19 protein-coding genes are annotated in these 16,565 nt (G+C 62.8%); 11 read left to right on the forward strand and 8 right to left on the reverse strand.

Annotated elements, in window-relative coordinates:
* Positions 1-10: 10 nt before the first annotated feature.
* From FHX11_RS22715 to FHX11_RS22730, 4 genes are all read right to left on the reverse strand, one after another.
* Positions 11-772: an amino acid ABC transporter ATP-binding protein gene (locus FHX11_RS22715; protein WP_184361182.1), complete on the reverse strand. Its 762-nt coding sequence runs from the start codon at positions 770-772 to the stop codon at positions 11-13.
* Positions 769-1,452: an amino acid ABC transporter permease gene (locus FHX11_RS22720; protein ID WP_184361185.1), complete on the reverse strand. Its 684-nt coding sequence runs from the start codon at positions 1,450-1,452 to the stop codon at positions 769-771. The genes FHX11_RS22715 and FHX11_RS22720 overlap by 4 nt, the downstream gene beginning before the upstream one ends.
* An 87-nt stretch (positions 1,453-1,539) precedes the next feature.
* Positions 1,540-2,313 (reverse strand): amino acid ABC transporter substrate-binding protein, encoded by a 774-nt coding sequence (locus FHX11_RS22725; RefSeq protein ID WP_184361188.1) that lies wholly within the window; start codon positions 2,311-2,313, stop codon positions 1,540-1,542.
* Positions 2,314-2,562: 249 nt separating this feature from the next.
* Positions 2,563-3,081, reverse strand: coding sequence for a DUF6428 family protein (locus FHX11_RS22730; RefSeq protein WP_184361191.1), 519 nt, complete (start codon positions 3,079-3,081; stop codon positions 2,563-2,565).
* Between the two features lie 42 nt (positions 3,082-3,123).
* Here FHX11_RS22730 and FHX11_RS22735 point away from each other — a divergent pair, with 42 nt between their 5' ends.
* From FHX11_RS22735 to arsK, 4 genes are read left to right on the forward strand one after another with little or no spacing between them, the layout of a single operon-like run.
* The gene (locus FHX11_RS22735) at positions 3,124-3,477 is read left to right on the forward strand and encodes a metalloregulator ArsR/SmtB family transcription factor (protein WP_184361194.1); all 354 of its coding nucleotides are present in this window, start codon (positions 3,124-3,126) and stop codon (positions 3,475-3,477) included.
* A gap of 49 nt (positions 3,478-3,526) precedes the next feature.
* On the forward strand, positions 3,527-4,237 hold the full coding sequence (locus FHX11_RS22740; protein ID WP_184361198.1) for an MIP/aquaporin family protein: 711 nt from the start codon (positions 3,527-3,529) through the stop codon (positions 4,235-4,237).
* Positions 4,234-4,662, forward strand: a complete 429-nt coding sequence (gene arsC, locus FHX11_RS22745) for an arsenate reductase (glutaredoxin) (RefSeq protein WP_184361201.1) — start codon at positions 4,234-4,236, stop codon at positions 4,660-4,662. Before FHX11_RS22740 ends, arsC begins: the two co-directional genes overlap by 4 nt.
* Entirely contained in the window at positions 4,637-5,866 is a 1,230-nt protein-coding gene (gene arsK, locus FHX11_RS22750) for an arsenite efflux MFS transporter ArsK (RefSeq protein ID WP_184361204.1), read from the forward strand. The genes arsC and arsK overlap by 26 nt, the downstream gene beginning before the upstream one ends.
* A gap of 43 nt (positions 5,867-5,909) precedes the next feature.
* On the opposite strand, the gene FHX11_RS22755 is transcribed toward arsK, so the two are convergent.
* Positions 5,910-6,782, reverse strand: coding sequence for a DMT family transporter (locus FHX11_RS22755; protein ID WP_184361207.1), 873 nt, complete (start codon positions 6,780-6,782; stop codon positions 5,910-5,912).
* A 254-nt stretch (positions 6,783-7,036) separates the two neighbouring features.
* Here FHX11_RS22755 and FHX11_RS22760 point away from each other — a divergent pair, with 254 nt between their 5' ends.
* On the forward strand, positions 7,037-8,251 hold the full coding sequence (locus FHX11_RS22760; RefSeq protein WP_184361210.1) for an MFS transporter: 1,215 nt from the start codon (positions 7,037-7,039) through the stop codon (positions 8,249-8,251).
* Between the two features lie 127 nt (positions 8,252-8,378).
* Positions 8,379-9,632 carry a flavodoxin-dependent (E)-4-hydroxy-3-methylbut-2-enyl-diphosphate synthase gene (gene ispG / locus FHX11_RS22765; RefSeq protein ID WP_184361213.1) on the forward strand — a complete coding sequence of 418 codons (1,254 nt, stop codon included), beginning with the start codon at positions 8,379-8,381 and terminating at the stop codon, positions 9,630-9,632.
* Positions 9,633-9,650: 18 nt separating this feature from the next.
* On the opposite strand, the gene FHX11_RS22770 is transcribed toward ispG, so the two are convergent.
* The gene (locus FHX11_RS22770; protein ID WP_184361217.1) at positions 9,651-10,292 is read right to left on the reverse strand and encodes a LysE family translocator; all 642 of its coding nucleotides are present in this window, start codon (positions 10,290-10,292) and stop codon (positions 9,651-9,653) included.
* 152 nt (positions 10,293-10,444) lie between these two features.
* Positions 10,445-11,359, reverse strand: coding sequence for a polyprenyl synthetase family protein (locus FHX11_RS22775; RefSeq protein WP_184361221.1), 915 nt, complete (start codon positions 11,357-11,359; stop codon positions 10,445-10,447).
* Between the two features lie 181 nt (positions 11,360-11,540).
* On the opposite strand from FHX11_RS22775, the gene mtgA reads away from it, so the two are divergent.
* The 3 genes from mtgA to rpmF all read left to right on the forward strand — a co-directional run bounded on the left by mtgA (position 11,541) and on the right by rpmF (position 13,451).
* Positions 11,541-12,287 carry a monofunctional biosynthetic peptidoglycan transglycosylase gene (gene mtgA, locus FHX11_RS22780; RefSeq protein WP_184361584.1) on the forward strand — a complete coding sequence of 249 codons (747 nt, stop codon included), beginning with the start codon at positions 11,541-11,543 and terminating at the stop codon, positions 12,285-12,287.
* A gap of 151 nt (positions 12,288-12,438) precedes the next feature.
* Entirely contained in the window at positions 12,439-13,086 is a 648-nt protein-coding gene (locus FHX11_RS22785; protein ID WP_184361224.1) for a glutathione S-transferase family protein, read from the forward strand.
* Positions 13,087-13,265: 179 nt separating this feature from the next.
* Positions 13,266-13,451: a 50S ribosomal protein L32 gene (rpmF, locus tag FHX11_RS22790; protein ID WP_006724402.1), complete on the forward strand. Its 186-nt coding sequence runs from the start codon at positions 13,266-13,268 to the stop codon at positions 13,449-13,451.
* Between the two features lie 234 nt (positions 13,452-13,685).
* Here the strand turns inward: rpmF and phaR are convergent, their stop codons facing one another.
* On the reverse strand, positions 13,686-14,258 hold the full coding sequence (gene phaR / locus FHX11_RS22795; protein ID WP_184361228.1) for a polyhydroxyalkanoate synthesis repressor PhaR: 573 nt from the start codon (positions 14,256-14,258) through the stop codon (positions 13,686-13,688).
* A 241-nt stretch (positions 14,259-14,499) separates the two neighbouring features.
* On the opposite strand from phaR, the gene FHX11_RS22800 reads away from it, so the two are divergent.
* On the forward strand, positions 14,500-15,681 hold the full coding sequence (locus FHX11_RS22800; protein ID WP_184361231.1) for an acetyl-CoA C-acetyltransferase: 1,182 nt from the start codon (positions 14,500-14,502) through the stop codon (positions 15,679-15,681).
* A gap of 124 nt (positions 15,682-15,805) precedes the next feature.
* Positions 15,806-16,531: a beta-ketoacyl-ACP reductase gene (locus FHX11_RS22805; RefSeq protein ID WP_184361234.1), complete on the forward strand. Its 726-nt coding sequence runs from the start codon at positions 15,806-15,808 to the stop codon at positions 16,529-16,531.
* The last annotated feature ends 34 nt before the right edge of the window (positions 16,532-16,565 follow it).

The following is a 16,565-nucleotide window of genomic DNA, read 5'->3' on the forward strand; positions in this document are numbered from 1 at the left end:
GGCTTCGTTCTCATATGTCGTAGCTGTGCCCGGCATTCAGCGTCGAGATAAACTGCTTCGTCCGCTCTTGCTGCGGCGAGCCGAAGATGGTGCGCGAGGAGCCGGTCTCGACGATGCTGCCGGCTTCGAGGAAGACGACATTGTTGGCGATCTTCGAGGCAAGGCGAAGATCGTGCGTCGCCATCACCATGGTCGTGCCCTCATTGGCGAGCTTGCCGAGGACGTCGACGACTTCGGCGGCGAGTTCCGGATCGAGCGCCGAGGTCGGCTCGTCGCAGAGAAGCACGCGGGGCGAGGGCGCAAGCGCGCGGGCGATCGCCACGCGCTGCTGCTGCCCGCCCGACAGCGTCGCGGGCCAGGCGTCCATCTTGTGGGCCATGCCGACCTTGGTCAGCAGCTCGACGGCGCGGGCGCGGGCCTTGTCTTGCGGCCAGCGCAACACGGTCGTCAGGCCCTCCATGACATTCTCGATGGCGGTTCTGTGCGGAAAGAGCTGGAAATTCTGGAAGACCATGCCGGTCTGGCGGCGAATCTTCTGGATTTCCTGCCAGCCGACCTTCCTGCCCGGCTGGAAGGTCGCGCTCTCCTCGCCGATGCGGATGGTGCCTGATGTCGGGATTTCCAGCAGGTTGATGCAGCGCAGCAGCGTGCTCTTGCCGCCGCCGGAGGGTCCCACCAGCGCCGTCACCGTGCCTTCGGGGATGAGCAGGCCGATATCCTTCAGGATGACATTGTTGCCGAAGCGCTTTTCGATATGCGACAGCTCGATCATGCGCGTGCCTCCTCCAGCGTGCCGCCATAGCGGGCGAAGCGGCGCTCGAGCCGGCCTTGCAGCGCGGACAGGAACGAGCTCATGACGAGATAGATCAGCGCGGCTTCGACATAGAGGATCAGCGGCTCGTAGGTGGTCGCCACGATGCGCTGGGCGGCCTGGAACATTTCCGGCACGGTGATGGCGGCGGCGAGCGAGGTGTCCTTGACCAGCGAGATGAAGGTGTTCGACAGCGGTGGCACGGCGACGCGGGCGGCCTGTGGCAGGATGGTGCGGCTCATCGCCTGGCGCCAGTTCATGCCGATGGAATAGGCCGCTTCCCACTGGCCCTTCGGCACGGAGGAGATGACGGCGCGGATGATTTCCGACGTATAGGCGCCGACGCTGAGCGTGAAACCGATGACGGCGGCCGGAAATGCATCGAGCAGGATGCCCATGCTCGGCAGACCGTAGAAGATGACAAAGAGCTGCACCAGAAGCGGCGTGCCGCGGATCACCCAGACGTAGAAGCGCGCGACGGCGACGAGCGGCGCCGGCCCGAACAGCCGGATAACGGCGGTCAGCAAGCCGAGCAGCAGGCCGAGGACGAAGGTGATCAGGGTGAGCGGGATGGTGAAGACGAGCCCCGCCCACAAGAGCGTGCCCAGCGACTCTCCCATCAATTGCAACCAGTGCTCCACGCAGAAGCGACCTTTCCATAACAGAATGCGTCCGGGGATGGCCCCGGACGCATCTTTTTCACAATTTGGCGTTTCTGCCTATTCCCCTTACTTCGAAACGTCCTGTCCGAAGTATTTCTGCGAGATCTTGGCATAGGTGCCGTCGGCCTTGATGTCGGCCAGCGCCTTGTTGATGGCGGCCTGCAGCTCCGGCTCGCCCTTGCGGAAGATGACGGCGGAAAAATCGGCATTGGCCTGCTGGGCGACGATCTTCACCGGCGCGTCGGGCTTGTGCTTCTTGAAGTCGAGGAAGGACAGGCTGTCGTTGATCGTCGCGTCGGCGCGGCCGGTCAGCACGAGCTGGATCGACTGGTCGAAGCCGTCGGTGCCGACGAGCTCGGCGCCGGAGGCTTGAGCGAGCTTGCCGAAATTGCTGGTCAGCGACTGCGCCGCCTTCTTGCCCTTGAGATCGGCGAAATCCTTGATGTCGCTGGTGCTCTCCTTGACGATCAGCACGGCCTTGGAGGCGATGTAGGGCTCGGAGAAATCGTATTTCTGCTTGCGGGCCTCGGTGACGCCGACTTCGTTGATGACGGCATCGTAGCGCTTGGCGTCGAGGCCGGCGATCAGGCCATCCCACTTGCCTTCCAGGAACTCGGCCTTGACGCCGAGCTTGGCAGCAATCGCCTCGGCGATCTCGACGTCGAAGCCGGTGAGCTTGCCGCTCTCGTCGTGATAGGTGAAGGGCGCATAGGTGCCTTCCGTGCCGACCTTGAACACGCCGGCGGACTGGATCGCCTTCAGGTTATCGCCGGCATGGGCGGGCAAAAGGAAAGCGGCCTGCACGAGGGCGGCAGCGGCGACAGTCTTCAACCAGTTCATCGTTTTCTTCCGTTTCTGGAGCAGTTTCATTCAATGTCGCATAGATCGCAGAAAAAATGGACGGGGGAAGCGTAGAAAACTGCGAAAGGAATGGGCAATTGCGAATATTTTTCTCAAAGCAGTGGAGTTGATGACTTTCGGGGCCGGGAGCGGTGCGAGGTTACGACCGGCCCGCTCTTCGGCGTTTGCAGGCCGCCGGCTTTTCCGCTTGTCCATCGCAGACGACAGAAAAATCTCGCCCTTTCCAGCTCATCCGCAACAGGCGCTGTTAGCGGAAGACGGCGCGCAGCATGCGGAGGTCTTCTGCTGCTGCTCGGCAAGCCAACGGTCACGAGGCTTGCAGCTTGCCGCGCGAGGTTCCAGTTCCACATGCAGCGCACCGGCCCGCTGGACGGGCAAGGCGGCGCAATAGAGCTGCATCGGCTGCACGCCGTCGCTGACCTCAAAGGTGAGTTTGGCGGAACCGTCCAGCCGCACATGTTCGGAAACCTTGCGGATGATCGCCGCAAACTTGCCAGCCGGCATATGCGTGCGGTCATCTTCCTCGATGTCCCAGAGCTGTATGAAAATTTCCGACCAGGCTTCGGGGTTGGCGCCGCAATCGAGTGCTGCAAATTGTCCCGCCTTGACTTCGGTGACGTGATAGCCGGCCCTCACCGGGCGGCCGTCATAGTGAAACACCAGCGGCAGGCTGGAGGCGTCCGTCAGGGTGTCGAGCAGCGGGCCGAGGCTGATGTCGCGAGGAAGGGGCTTGTCTGTCTGGTTCATTTGCGGTATCCATCGTTTCAATATTTCAAGGATTATTGAATTATGGATGAACGTCAAGCCCTCGTTTCATTTGGCGCATTGTCGCAGGAAACCCGCCTGCAGATCGTGCGAATGCTCGTCGTTGCCGGCCCCGAGGGCATGGCGGCGGGCACGATCGCGGAAAGACTGGAGGTGTCGCCCTCGAATGTCTCGTTTCATCTGAAGGAACTGGATCGGTCGGGCCTTATCAGCCAGCAGCGGGAATCCCGCTCGATCATCTACAGCGCCAACTATGATTCCCTGAGCGGCCTTGTCCGCTTTCTGATGGAAGATTGCTGTGCCGGTCATCCGGAGATTTGCGCGCCGGCTGCCGAAGTTGCCGCTTGCTGTGTGCCGAAAATGGGGAAAATGCAGTGAACAGGATCGATCCGGCTGCCGCCATATCCGTGATGGGGGATATTCCAGCATGAGCGCGCATGCTTTTCCGCCGTCGAGGCGCCTTGCCGCGGAGTTTTTGGGGACCGCCATGCTGGTCGCAACCGTGGTCGGCTCCGGCATCATGGCCGATCGGCTGTCGGCGGACACGGCGATTTCGCTTCTCGGCAACACCATCCCCACGGGGGCGATCCTGATCGTCCTGATTTCGCTGCTCGGCCCCGTGTCCGGCGCGCATTTCAACCCGGTGGTGACGCTCGTCTTCGCCCTGAAGCGGGAGATCGCCACCTCCATGGCCTTTTGCTATGTCGCCGCGCAGGTGGCTGGCGGTGTTGCCGGCACCGTCCTGGCCCATGCGATGTTCGATCTCCCGCTTCTGCAACTCTCGGCGACGGTCAGAACGGGGCCTGGCCAATGGCTGGCCGAGGCGGTCGCGAGCTTCGGTCTGTTGTTCACCATTCTCGCCGGGCTTCGCTTCCGCCCCGATGCAATTCCGTGGCTGGTCGGCCTTTATATTACCGCCGCCTACTGGTTCACCGCCTCGACTTCCTTTGCCAATCCAGCGGTCGCCATCGCCCGTTCGCTGACGGACACCTTTGCCGGTATTCGTCCTCAGGACCTGCCGGGCTTCATTCTCGCGGAGTTGCTGGGAGCGGTCCTGGCCTTTGCCGTGGCGGGCTGGCTGCTGATGGAGACCCGCGGCGCCGATGAAACCCTCACTGAAACGGAAAGCCTGTCATGAGCATGGATGTTACGATCTACCACAATCCCGACTGCGGCACTTCCCGCAACACGCTGGCCATGATCCGCAATGCCGGGATAGAGCCGACCATCATCGAGTATCTTAAAACGCCGCCTTTGCGCGATCATCTCGTGGCAATGATTGCGGATGCGGGATTGACGGTGCGGCAGGCGATCCGCGAGAAGGGTACGCCCTATGCCGAACTCGGCCTCGACAACCCCAGTCTTACCGATGATCAACTGCTCGACGCCATGCTTAAGGACCCGATCCTGATCAACCGGCCATTCGTTGTCACGCCACTGGGCACCCGCCTCGCGCGCCCTTCCGAAGTCGTTCTGGATATCCTGCCGGAGACCCATCGGGGCGCCTTTGCAAAGGAAGACGGCCAGCAGGTCCTCGATGCCCAGGGCAAGCGCCTTGTCTGACAACAAGGTGCCTGTCGGGATCATTCTGGCACTGGGTGTCACCCAGATCATCGGGTATGGCACCCTTTATTACAGCTTCAGCATTCTGGCGCCTGACATGGCGGCAGATTTCGCCCGGTCGAACGAGTGGATTTTCGGTGCGCTTTCCGGGGCGCTGCTCGTGGGCGGGCTCACCGCGCCATGGCTTGGTCTGCTCCTTGATCGGATCGGGGCGGGCAGGGTGATGAGTTTCGGCTCGGCGATTGCCGCTGGAGCCCTCGTTGCGTGCGCCGTGGCGCCGGGCAGGGTTTCCTATGTCGGCGCCCTGGTCTTCATCGAAGTAGCTGCCAATTTCGTGCAATATGGCGCGGCTTTTGCGCTCCTCGTGCAGATCCGGCCGCAGGGTGCCCAGCGCAACATCACCTATCTGACCCTGATCGCCGGCTTTGCCTCGACGATATTCTGGCCGATCACCACGGCGCTGCATGCAAAGCTCTCCTGGCAGGACGTTTATCTGGTCTTTGCCGCCCTCAACCTGCTGGTTTGCCTTCCGATCCATGTCTGGATGTCGCGCGGTGCAACCAGACATGCCGTATCCGGCTCCGTCGCGACGCCCGTGGTGGAGGGACTACTGCCGGCGCACCTGCGTCGGCTGGGTTTTGTCCTGATGGTCATGAGCTTTGCCCTGATGTCGCTCGCCAGTTCGGCCGTGCTGGTGCATATGGTGCCGCTGCTTTCAGGCCTTGGCCTCGGTGCCGCCGCTGCAATGGTGGGGGCATTGTTCGGCCCCTCTCAAGTCATGAGTCGTCTGATCAACATGGTCTTCGGCAAGGCGGTCGCGCCGCTCCATCTCGCGCTGATCGCCGGCATCCTGATTCCGGGCGGCATGCTGATCCTGGTGCTTACCGCCCCGTCCATTGTCGGTGCCATGGTCTTCACGGTGACCTTCGGAATGGGCAACGGGCTGCTGAGCATCGTCAGCGGCACCCTGCCGCTCTCCCTGTTCGGCAGCGACGGCTATGGCAGGCGACAGGGCAGGATAATGTCGGCCCGGCTGATCCTTTCGGCGCTGGCCCCGTTTTTTCTGGCGTTCTCGATGGAGCGAATAGGCATTGCTGCGTCGCTTGCTCTGGTTGCCGGACTCGGCGGGTTCGCGGTGGTTGGTTTCCTGGCCATCGCCTGGCGTATTCGGGCGGCGCCGAAGCCTGTCCCTGATGTTGCCTGACCGGGCCAGCTTTCGGCTCCGCAATCACGCCATCCGGCCCACCTCAAACCACCGCCGTCCGCCGCTTCATCCGTTCGCTGACGATGATAATCAACCCCGCGCTCAAGATCAGCACCGCCCCGATGAAGGTATTCGCCCCCGGCACGTCGCCCCAGATCAGGTAGCCGAGCAAAAAGGCCCAGACGAGCGAGGTGTATTCGAACGGTGCCAGCACCGAGACGGGTGCCTGGCGCATGCCTTCGAAGAGCGCGAGCTGGCCGGCGCCGGCAATGAGGCCGGTGAGCGCCAGCAGGACGATCTGGAAAGGTGTCGGCGTCTGCCAGTGGGCGATCGCCATGGCGGCGGTCAGGAGGATGAAGAGGATGTTGGAGACCGCCATCTGGATGTGGCTCTTCTCATGCAGCGCGGTCTTGCGCAACAGCACCATGCCGCTTGCCCAGAGGACGGCGGCCTGCAGCGCCAGGTAAACCGGCCAGGAGATCGACAGGCCTACCGGATTGGAGGCGATCACCACGCCGCAGAAGCCGACGCCGACCGCCATCCAGCGGGCGAAAGTGACCTTCTCGCGCAGCACGATGGTCGCCAGAATCGTGCCGACGATCGGGGCCGCGTAATAGAGCGTCGTCACCTCGGCGAGCTGCAGATAGCGGGCGGCCGAATAATAGGAGATCCAGGCGATCAGGATCAGGATGCTGCGCAGGATCATCGGCTTGATGATCGGCGAGCGCGCCACCTTCTGGACGAGGGAAGGCCCCTCGAAGAGGAAGCAGCCGGCGAGGATGGTGCAGCTGCGGATGAACAGGACCTGCCAGACCGGGATGGAAGCGACGAGCAGCTTCACCGTCGAATCATGGGCGGTGAACAGCATATAGGCAAACACCGTAAGCAGGATGCCGTAGCTGGTGGAGTTTTTCACGGGATGCACCAAGGGGAGAGCCGATGCGAACCGGCTGGAGACTCTTTCAAGGCTCAAGCGATAGGAGCCTACCTTTTCGTCGTCAATAGGCCATAGGAGCCGGATATGCCGGTCTCGAAACATTTATGCGCGGTTGTGTTCTTCGCGCCCGCGCTTTAACAGTCGGAGATGAAATGTGACCGTTCGTCCCTGTTTCGGTCATTGAGGTTTCAATCGATTTAAATATCCTGCCACCACCGATTGGGGGTGTTTTCATGGACAATATGACGAAATCCGAGAGCCTTCAGGCTCGCAGGAGCGGATTTTTCACGAAATCGCGCGCGGCCGTTTCGCTGCTGTTCCTGATGAACGGCTTCGTGGTCGGCTGCTGGGCGCCGAAGATTCCGGAATTCGCCGAGCGGCTGCAACTGAGCAAGTTCGAGCTCGGCCTGATGATCCTGGTCTTCGGCGTGGGCTCGCTGGTGATGATGCCGATGGCCGGCGCGCAGATCGCCGGGCGCGGTTCGCGGGTTGTCGCCCGCGCCTTCGCCGTGCTGCTGGTGCCGATGCTGCTGGCCCTGACCCTTGCCCCCAATGTCTGGACCGCCGCCATCGCTCTCTTCCTGTTCGGTGGCTTCATCGGTGCCATGGACGTGGCGATGAACGCCAATGCCGTCTCGGTCGAGAAATCCATGCACCGGGCGATCATGTCCTCCTGTCATGCCTTCTGGAGCCTCGGCGGCCTCATCGGTTCGGCGCTTGGCGGCCTGCTGATCTCGCATTGGGGCATTCTCGGCCATGCCGAGGTCTCGACCGCGCTCGCCGCCCTCTTCCTGATCGTCGCCTGGCCGATGATCCTCGGCGACCAGCCGCATCCGGACGAGGCGAAGCCGAAGGCGCGGCTACCCATGGTTCCGTTGCCCTGGCTGCTCGGCGTCATCGCGCTGTTCTGCATGGTGCCGGAAGGCGCCGTGCTCGACTGGAGCGCGCTCTATCTCAGCCAGGAAAAGGCTGCCTCGGTGGCACTGTCGGGCTTCGGCTTTGCCGCCTTCTCGGCCACCATGGCGACGATGCGTTTTGCCGGCGATTTCGTGCGTGATTGGCTGGGCGCGGTCAGGACGCTCCGCGTCTGCACGGTCTTCGCCATCGTCGGCATGCTGACGGCGGCGCTGGCGCCGAATGCGGAAATCGCCATTCTCGGCTTCGCGCTCTGCGGCATCGGCATTTCCAACATGGTGCCGATCGCCTTTTCGGCCGCCGGCAACATTCCCGGCCTGCAGCCGGGCATCGGCATCTCCGTCGTCACCACGCTCGGTTATTCCGGCATGCTCGTGGCTCCCTCGGCCATCGGCTTTGCCGCCGAGCATATCGGCTTCTCGCCGGTGCTGATGGCGCTGCCGGCGCTGCTGCTCGTGGTGCTGGCGCTGTCGTCGCTGGCGCGTTATGCCGACGGCATCGGCGGTGGCCCGCATGGACAGGGCTCGCATTAATTTGGTCGCTTTCGCCTGCTATGGCGGTGCCCGCGCCCGAATAAACTCATCAGCGGAGCGGTTGACAATGGCCCCTTCGTGATCCACCTGAAAAGTATCCGTTTCCCGAGACCAACAAGAGCTTTCCATGTCGTCCGCCAGTGATTTCGATCCGAAGCCGCGCCGTTTGTCCGTTGCCGTCGATGTCGGCGGTGTGATTGTCGGCGGCGGCGCCCCCGTCGTTGTGCAGTCCATGACCAATACCGACACGGCCGATATCGACTCGACCGTCGCCCAGGTCGCCGCCCTTTACAAATCCGGCTCGGAGCTGGTACGCATCACCGTCGACCGCGACGAAAGTGCGGCCGCCGTGCCGAAGATCCGCGAGCGGCTGCTGCGGCTCGGCATGGACGTGCCGCTGATCGGCGATTTCCACTATATCGGCCACAAGCTGCTCGCCGATCATCCGGCCTGCGCCGAGGCGCTGGCGAAATACCGTATCAATCCCGGCAATGTCGGCTTCAAGGACAAGAAGGACAAGCAGTTCGCCGAGATCATCGAGATGGCGATCCGCTATGACAAGCCGGTGCGCATCGGCGTCAACTGGGGTTCGCTCGACCAGGACCTCTTGACCGCGCTGATGGACAAGAATGCGGCCGAGGGCTCGCCGCTCTCGGCCCGGCAGGTGACGCGCGAGACGATCGTGCAGTCGGCGCTGATCTCGGCCGATCTCGCCGAGGAGATCGGCCTGCCGCGCAACCGCATCATTCTCTCGGCCAAGGTCAGCCAGGTGCAGGATCTGATCGCCGTCTATTCCATGCTGTCGGAGCGCTCGAACCATGCGCTGCATCTCGGCCTCACCGAGGCCGGCATGGGCTCGAAGGGCATCGTCGCTTCCTCCGCCGCCATGGGCTATGTGCTGCAGCACGGCATCGGCGACACCATCCGTGTCTCGCTGACGCCGGAGCCGAATGGCGACCGCACCCGCGAGGTGCAGGTGGCGCAGGAACTGCTGCAGGTCATGGGCTTCCGCCAGTTCATCCCCGTCGTCGCCGCTTGTCCCGGCTGCGGCCGCACGACCTCGACGGTCTTCCAGGAACTGGCGCAGAACATCCAGAACGACATCCGCAAGAACATGCCGATCTGGCGCGAGAAATATCCGGGCGTCGAGGCGCTGAACGTCGCCGTCATGGGCTGCATCGTCAACGGTCCGGGCGAGAGCAAGCATGCCGATATCGGCATTTCGCTGCCCGGCACCGGCGAAACGCCGGCCGCGCCGGTCTTCATCGACGGCCAGAAGGCGATGACGCTGCGCGGCCCCAATATCGCCTCGGATTTCGAGGTGCTGGTGACCGACTATATCGAGAAGCGTTTCGGCCGGAAGGATGTCGCGGCGGAGTGATCCGCCGCTGGAGCCGGATCAGATATTGCTCGTCAGCAGCTTGATGCCGGCGAAGCAATAAAAGCCGGCCATAGCGCCTTCGATCCAGCGGCGCGCATTGCGATAGATCCTCAGCGCATGCGGTGTCGAAAACAGCACCGCATACCCCATGAACACGATGAAGCCGGTCGTGCCGCAGACGGCGATAATCAGCACGGCGACCGAGGCCGGCGCGCCCTGCGGCATGCCGAGCGCGATGATGGCGAGCCAGGCGAAGATCGCCTTCGGATTGGTGACGTGGATGCCGTAGCCGCGCAGGATCAGCGATTTGAAGCCGGGCGTCTTCGGCCCTTCGGCGGCAACAGGCAGATCGCCGCTCGCCCGCACGGCGCGAAAGGCCTTGTAGGCGAGATAGAGCAGATAGAGCCCGCCGAAGATCTTCAGGATTTCCAGCGCCATCGCATAGGTCTGCAGCAGGGTGGCAAGCCCGGCGGCGGCAGCGGTCGCCCAGGTCAGCGAACCGCCGAAGATCCCGAGCGACAACGTCATGCCCGCCTTGCGGCCATGCGTCATCGAGGTTGCGATGATTGCCATGATGGCCGGACCGGGGCTGGCGACGGCGACGAGATAGGCGATATAGGCCGGCACGATCTGTGGCAGATAGGCGAGCGTTTCATGCATGGGGGCAGTCCTGAAACTACGGCCGGCGCGGGCTATTCCGTGCCTAACGGCCGCTCTGGCGCGGGAACTTGTCACGAAACGCGCGAAAAATCATCCGTGTGTGCGAGAATTCTTGTCACTGTGACATTCGCTTGGTTTGCAGGCGGAGACGGTTAGCTCTTGCGGTTTGCCACGAAGCGCGCCGTCTCGATCAGGATCGCCGCCTTCGTGCCATAGGGAGACAGCAGTTCGGCCGCCTCCGTCACCAGTCTTGCCAGCGTCGCCTCCGCCCAGGCCTGGCCATGCAGGGCCACCAGCGTGCCCTTGCCGCGCGCGGCATCCTTGCCGGTCGCCTTGCCCATGGTGGCGGCGTCGGCGGTGAGGTCGAGCAGGTCGTCGGCGAGCTGGAAGGCAAGGCCGATCTTTTCGCCGAAGGTTCGCAGCCGCTTTCGGTCTTCCGTAGAGGCGCCGGCAACGATCGCGCCCGCCTCGCAGGCAAAGCGGATCAGCGCACCGGTTTTCATGGCCTGCAGCGTGGTGATGCCCTGTTCGTCCGGCGTCACTTTCTCTGCGGCGAGGTCGAGCGCCTGGCCGCCGGCCATGCCGCCGATGCCGGAGGCGCGCGCCAGCGCCAGCACGAGCGCCATCTTGCGCTCCGCCGGCAGATCCGTTTCCGGCGCGGCGATGATGTCGAAGGCGTAGGTCAGCAGGCTGTCGCCGGCGAGGATCGCCGTCGCGTAATCGAAGGCGATATGCACGGTCGGCTGGCCGCGGCGCAGATCGTCGTCGTCCATGGCCGGCAGGTCGTCATGCACCAGCGAATAGCAATGCACGCATTCGAGGGCGGCGCCGATCCTTAGCGCTGCATCCTCGCCGCCGCCGAGAAGGGCAGCGGTTTCCATCACCAGAAAGGGCCGCAGCCGCTTGCCGCCGTTCAGCACGCCGTGGCGCATCGCTTCGAGCAGGCGGGCGGGGCGGGCAATCTCGTCCGCCAGGCTGGCGTCGGCCAGAAGCCGGCTCAGGACAGTCTCGACCTTGCCGGCATTGTCCCTGAGGCGATGTTCGAAGGAGGAATTGGTGCTGTCCATGGCCGCTGTTTGGCACGAGTGCCGGCTGCTGGCAACGAGAATTGTCAACAGCCGGTGGGGGAATCTCGTCGCACTCTGGTCATCGCTTTGTGTAGACGGTATGACAAATGCAGCATTCCCGGCGCGTTCCCCGAATGCGCAATGAGCGCTGTGGGACAGGGCAATGGTGGACCTAGGGCAATTGGACATATCGACGGACAGCGAGGAGGAAGCCGAGATGCCAAGACGGCCGGCCCTTGTCGCGCGGTTCATGGCCCGTCCGCTGTGGCAACGCGTCGCTCTCGCCGTCCTCGGTTTTCTGCTGCTGCCCTATCTGCTCATCGTTTTCTATCTCCTGCCCTTCGTCCATCCGATCTCGACGCTGATGCTGCGCGAGGCCGTTACCTTCCAGGGTTATGACCGGCGCTGGGTGCCGCTCGAGCAGATATCCCCGGTGCTGGTGAAGTCGGTCATGGTGTCCGAGGACGGGCAATTCTGCTTCCACGGCGGCGTCGACTGGGGCGAGATGCGCGCGCTGGTGCGCCAGACGCTGAAAGGGGAGGCGACACGCGGCGGCAGCACCATTCCGATGCAGACGGCGAAGAACCTGTTTCTCTGGAACGGCCGCTCCTTCGTGCGCAAGACGCTGGAGCTGCCGCTTGCCGTCACCTCCTCCTTCGTCTGGTCGAAGCGGCGGATGATGGAGATCTATCTGAACATCGCCGAATGGGGGCCGGGCATCTATGGCATCGAGGCGGCCGCGCGCTACCATTTCAAGGTGCCGGCCTCGAAGCTGACGGCCCGTCAGGCCGCGCTGCTCGCCGTCTCGCTTCCCAATCCGATCGACCGGGTGGCGAGCAAGCCGGGACGGGGCCTGCGCCAGCTCGCTTCGCTGATCCAGCGGCGGGCGGCGAATTCCGGCGAATACATCAAATGCCTTTATAACTGATATCAGAACTTGTCGCTCGATCAGGCGGCCGTCATCCGGCATTCTTCAGCAGCGAAGGATGCCGGGCGCGCTACGTTTGCCCTTTTGCCCATCGAGATACGCAATTTTCAGGGAACGCCTCGTTTCAAAAGAGAGGCCAGAGGGATGAACCATGGACAAGCTCACGCTCTATATCGGCAACAAGAATTATTCGTCCTGGTCGTTGCGGCCGTGGATTGCGCTGGAAGGCTGCGGCATCGCCTTCGAGGAGGTGCTCATTCCTTTCGATTTCGCCGCCGGCAATCCGCGTATCCGCGAGGTCTCGCCGACCGGCCGGGTGCCGATGCTGGTGCATGGTGACTTCAAGGTCTGGGAATCGCTTGCCATCATCGAATATGTGGCCGAGCTTTTCCCGGATGCCGGTCTCTGGCCCAGGGACAGGCGGGCACGGGCGCTGGCGCGCTCCTTCAGCATGGAGATGCTGTCGGGCTTCGGCGCCCTGCGCAATGCCTGCCCGATGAACATGCGCCGCCCGGTAGGCGCTCTCAATCTGCCGGAAGGCGTCATGGAGGACGTGGCGCGCATCGAGGCGATCTGGCGCGAGGCGCGCGCCCGTTCCGGTGGTCCCTTCCTGTTCGGCGCCTTTTCTGCGGCCGATGCGATGTTCGCGCCGGTGGTCAGCCGTTTCGAGCGCTATGATATCGCCGTTTCAGCCGATACGCGGGACTACATGGCCGTCATGAAGGCACTGCCGGCCTGGAAGACGTGGGAAGCGGCGGCCTTGAAGGAGACATGGGTCGTGCCGGTCGACGAAGCCTGAGGGCCGATTCGATCCGAATCCGAAGGAATCCGGTGGTGCCGGCAAAAAATGCGGGGAGGGACTGGTCAAAGCCGCATAAGCCATGTATAAGCCGGCCCAATTTCCGAAATTGATGCATGTCTGTTTCGGCCGCCAGGCTGGCCGCTGATATGTTTCGTCCGCAAAGTGGAGTAACGAAAATGGCTGTACCGAAGAGAAAAACGAGCCCGTCCAAGCGCGGTATGCGCCGTTCGGCTGATGCGCTGAAGGCTTCGACCTACGTTGAAGACAAGAACTCCGGCGAACTGCGTCGCCCGCACCACATCGACCTGAAGACCGGCATGTACCGCGGCCGTCAGGTTCTGACGCCGAAGGAAAGCGCATAATCTAGCGCTGCCTTAAGGGCTGAGATTGAAAGGCTGGCGTTTCGCCGGCCTTTTTCTGTTTTGATCGGGATGTTTATCCCCTCGCCCCTGCGGGGAGAGGGTGGCGCGTCAGCGCCGGGTGAGGGGGCGTTACCGGGAAACGTTTGTTGGCGAAACAGGTTGACTTGGAATATGCCGCGCCACCCCCTCATCCGCCCTTTGGGCACCTTCTCCCCGAGGGGAGAAGGATAGATCTCACAGACTGTCCAGCTTGCTCTGCATGGCGCGGAGCTGTTCCTTCAGCTCGTCGATGTCCTTCGCCTCCGCCTTGCGGCTTTCCTTCACCGGCGGCTTCATGAAGGGAGAGAACATCTGCATGGCCTGCTGGAACATTTCGGTGTTGCGCCGTACCTGTTCCTCGACCATCTGCATGGGCAGCTGCAGATTCTTGCCGAGCGGCGTTTCGCCGAAGGCGCGGTTGATCTGCTCGCGCATCTGCGTCTGCTGTTCGGTGAAGGCACGCATGGAATGTTCGAGGAAGCTCGGCACGACCATCTGCATCTGATCGCCGTAATAGCCGATGAGCTGCCTCAGGAAGGAAATCGGCAGCAGCGTGTTTCCGGTCTTCGATTCCTGCTCGAAAATGATCTGCGTCAGGACCGAATGCGTGATGTCCTCGCCGCTTTTCGCATCCTGGACGGTAAATTCCTCGCCCTTTTTCACCATTTCCGCCAGGTCATCCAGCGTCACATACGTGCTGGTGCCGGTGTTGTACAAGCGGCGGTTGGCATATTTCTTAATTACGATCTGGCCGTCAGTCTTTGCCATTATCAGTCTCCTGGCCCCCATCTGATTGCATGAAAATTCCTCCGTTTATGAGTGTAGACGCAAAAGAAGCTTGGTGACAATCGGTTTGTGCGATGCGGCAAGCCCTTTCTAACGGTTGTATTTTTCGCGGGCCATGACGGCATCATGAAATCTGCGGGAGCAGAAGTCTTGCAATTTGACTCAGGCGCAAAGCTTTGACAGTTTCGCCTCATATACTTGTTCATTTCCCGAGGAGGCTTCCATGAGCAATTCATCTATCGTCGTCGCCAGCGCGGCCCGCACCGCCGTCGGCTCCTTCAACGGCGCCTTCGCGAGCGTTCCGGCGCATGAGCTCGGCGCCGCCGCCATCAAGGGAGCATTGGAGCGCGCCGGTGTCGATGCCAATGACGTCGATGAAGTGATTCTTGGCCAGGTGCTGCAGGCCGGCGAGGGGCAGAATCCGGCCCGCCAGGCGGCGATGAAGGCCGGCATCCCGCAGGAGGCGACCGCCTGGAGCGTCAACCAGCTTTGCGGCTCCGGCCTGCGCGCGGTGGCGCTCGGATTGCAGCAGATCGCAACGGGCGACGCCAAGATCATCGTCGCGGGTGGCCAGGAGTCGATGTCGATGGCGCCGCATGCCGCCCATCTTCGCGCCGGCACCAAGATGGGCGACATGAAGATGGTCGACACCATGATCAAGGACGGCCTGACGGACGCCTTCTACGGCTATCACATGGGCATCACGGCGGAGAACATCGCCCGCCAATGGCAGCTTTCGCGCGACGATCAGGACCAGTTCGCCGTCGCCTCGCAGAACAAGGCCGAGGCCGCGCAGAAGGCCGGACGGTTCAAGGACGAGATCGTGCCCTTCACGATCCAGACCCGCAAGGGCGACGTCACAGTCGATACCGACGAATATATCCGCCATGGCGCGACGCTCGACAGCATGGCGAAACTGCGCCCGGCCTTCGACAAGGACGGCACGGTGACGGCCGCCAATGCGTCGGGTCTCAATGACGGCGCGGCCGCGGCCGTGCTGATGACCGAGGCCGAGGCCTCGCGCCGCGGCATTCAGCCGCTTGCCCGCATCGTGTCCTGGGCGACGGCCGGCGTCGATCCCAAGATCATGGGTACCGGCCCGATCCCGGCCTCGCGCAAGGCGCTGGAAAAGGCGGGATGGTCGGTCGGCGAACTCGACCTCGTCGAGGCCAACGAGGCTTTCGCCGCCCAGGCTTGCGCCGTGAACAAGGATCTCGGCTGGGATACGTCGATCGTCAACGTCAATGGCGGCGCGATTGCCATCGGCCATCCGATCGGCGCGTCCGGCGCCCGTATCCTCAACACGCTGCTGTTCGAGATGAAGCGCCGCGGCGCCCGCAAGGGTCTCGCCACGCTGTGCATCGGCGGCGGCATGGGCGTTGCCATGTGCTTCGAGGCGCTCTGAGACGCCTTTGCGCCTCGGAGCCTCAAAGACGGTCTCGAATTATTTCCAGAAGAAACGGTAAAGGCGGAGCGGGCGACCCGAAGATCGGTCGTCCCGTCCCTGCCGCAACAAGGGGAGTGGGCACATGAGCAGAGTGGCGTTGGTGACGGGTGGAACGCGCGGCATCGGAGCGGCGATTTCGATGGCGCTGCGCAATGCCGGCTACAAGGTCGCGGCGACCTATGCCGGCAACGAGGAGAAGGCCCGCGCCTTCCATGAGGTGACGGGCATTTCCGTCTACAAATGGGATGTGACGAGCTACGAAGACTGCGGCAAGGGCATCGCCAAGGTCGAGGCTGAACTCGGTCCCGTCGAAATTCTCGTCAACAATGCCGGGATCACCCGCGACGCCATGTTCCACAAGATGACGCCGCAGCAATGGAACGAGGTGATCAACACCAACCTCACCGGCCTGTTCAACATGACGCATCACGTCTGGCAGGGCATGCGCGACCGCAGCTTCGGCCGCGTCATCAATATTTCCTCGATCAACGGCCAGAAGGGACAGATGGGCCAGGCGAACTACTCCGCCGCCAAGGCCGGCGATCTCGGTTTCACCAAGGCGCTTGCCCAGGAGGGCGCCGCCAAGAACATCACAGTCAATGCGATTTGCCCCGGCTATATCGGCACGGAAATGGTGCTTGCAGTGCCGGAAAAGGTGCTGAACGAGCGCATCATCCCGCAGATCCCGGTCGGACGCCTGGGCGAGCCGGAAGAGATCGCCCGCGCCGTCGTCTTCCTTGCCGCCGACGATGCCGGCTTCATCACGGGATCGACGATCAGTGCCAATGGCGGACAGTTCTTCGCCTGATTGCGCAAAGCAATGCGGACGGTGATCGCCGGGA

Source organism: Rhizobium sp. BK602 (genome assembly GCF_014195095.1).
In the GTDB taxonomy this organism is placed as follows: domain Bacteria; phylum Pseudomonadota; class Alphaproteobacteria; order Rhizobiales; family Rhizobiaceae; genus Rhizobium.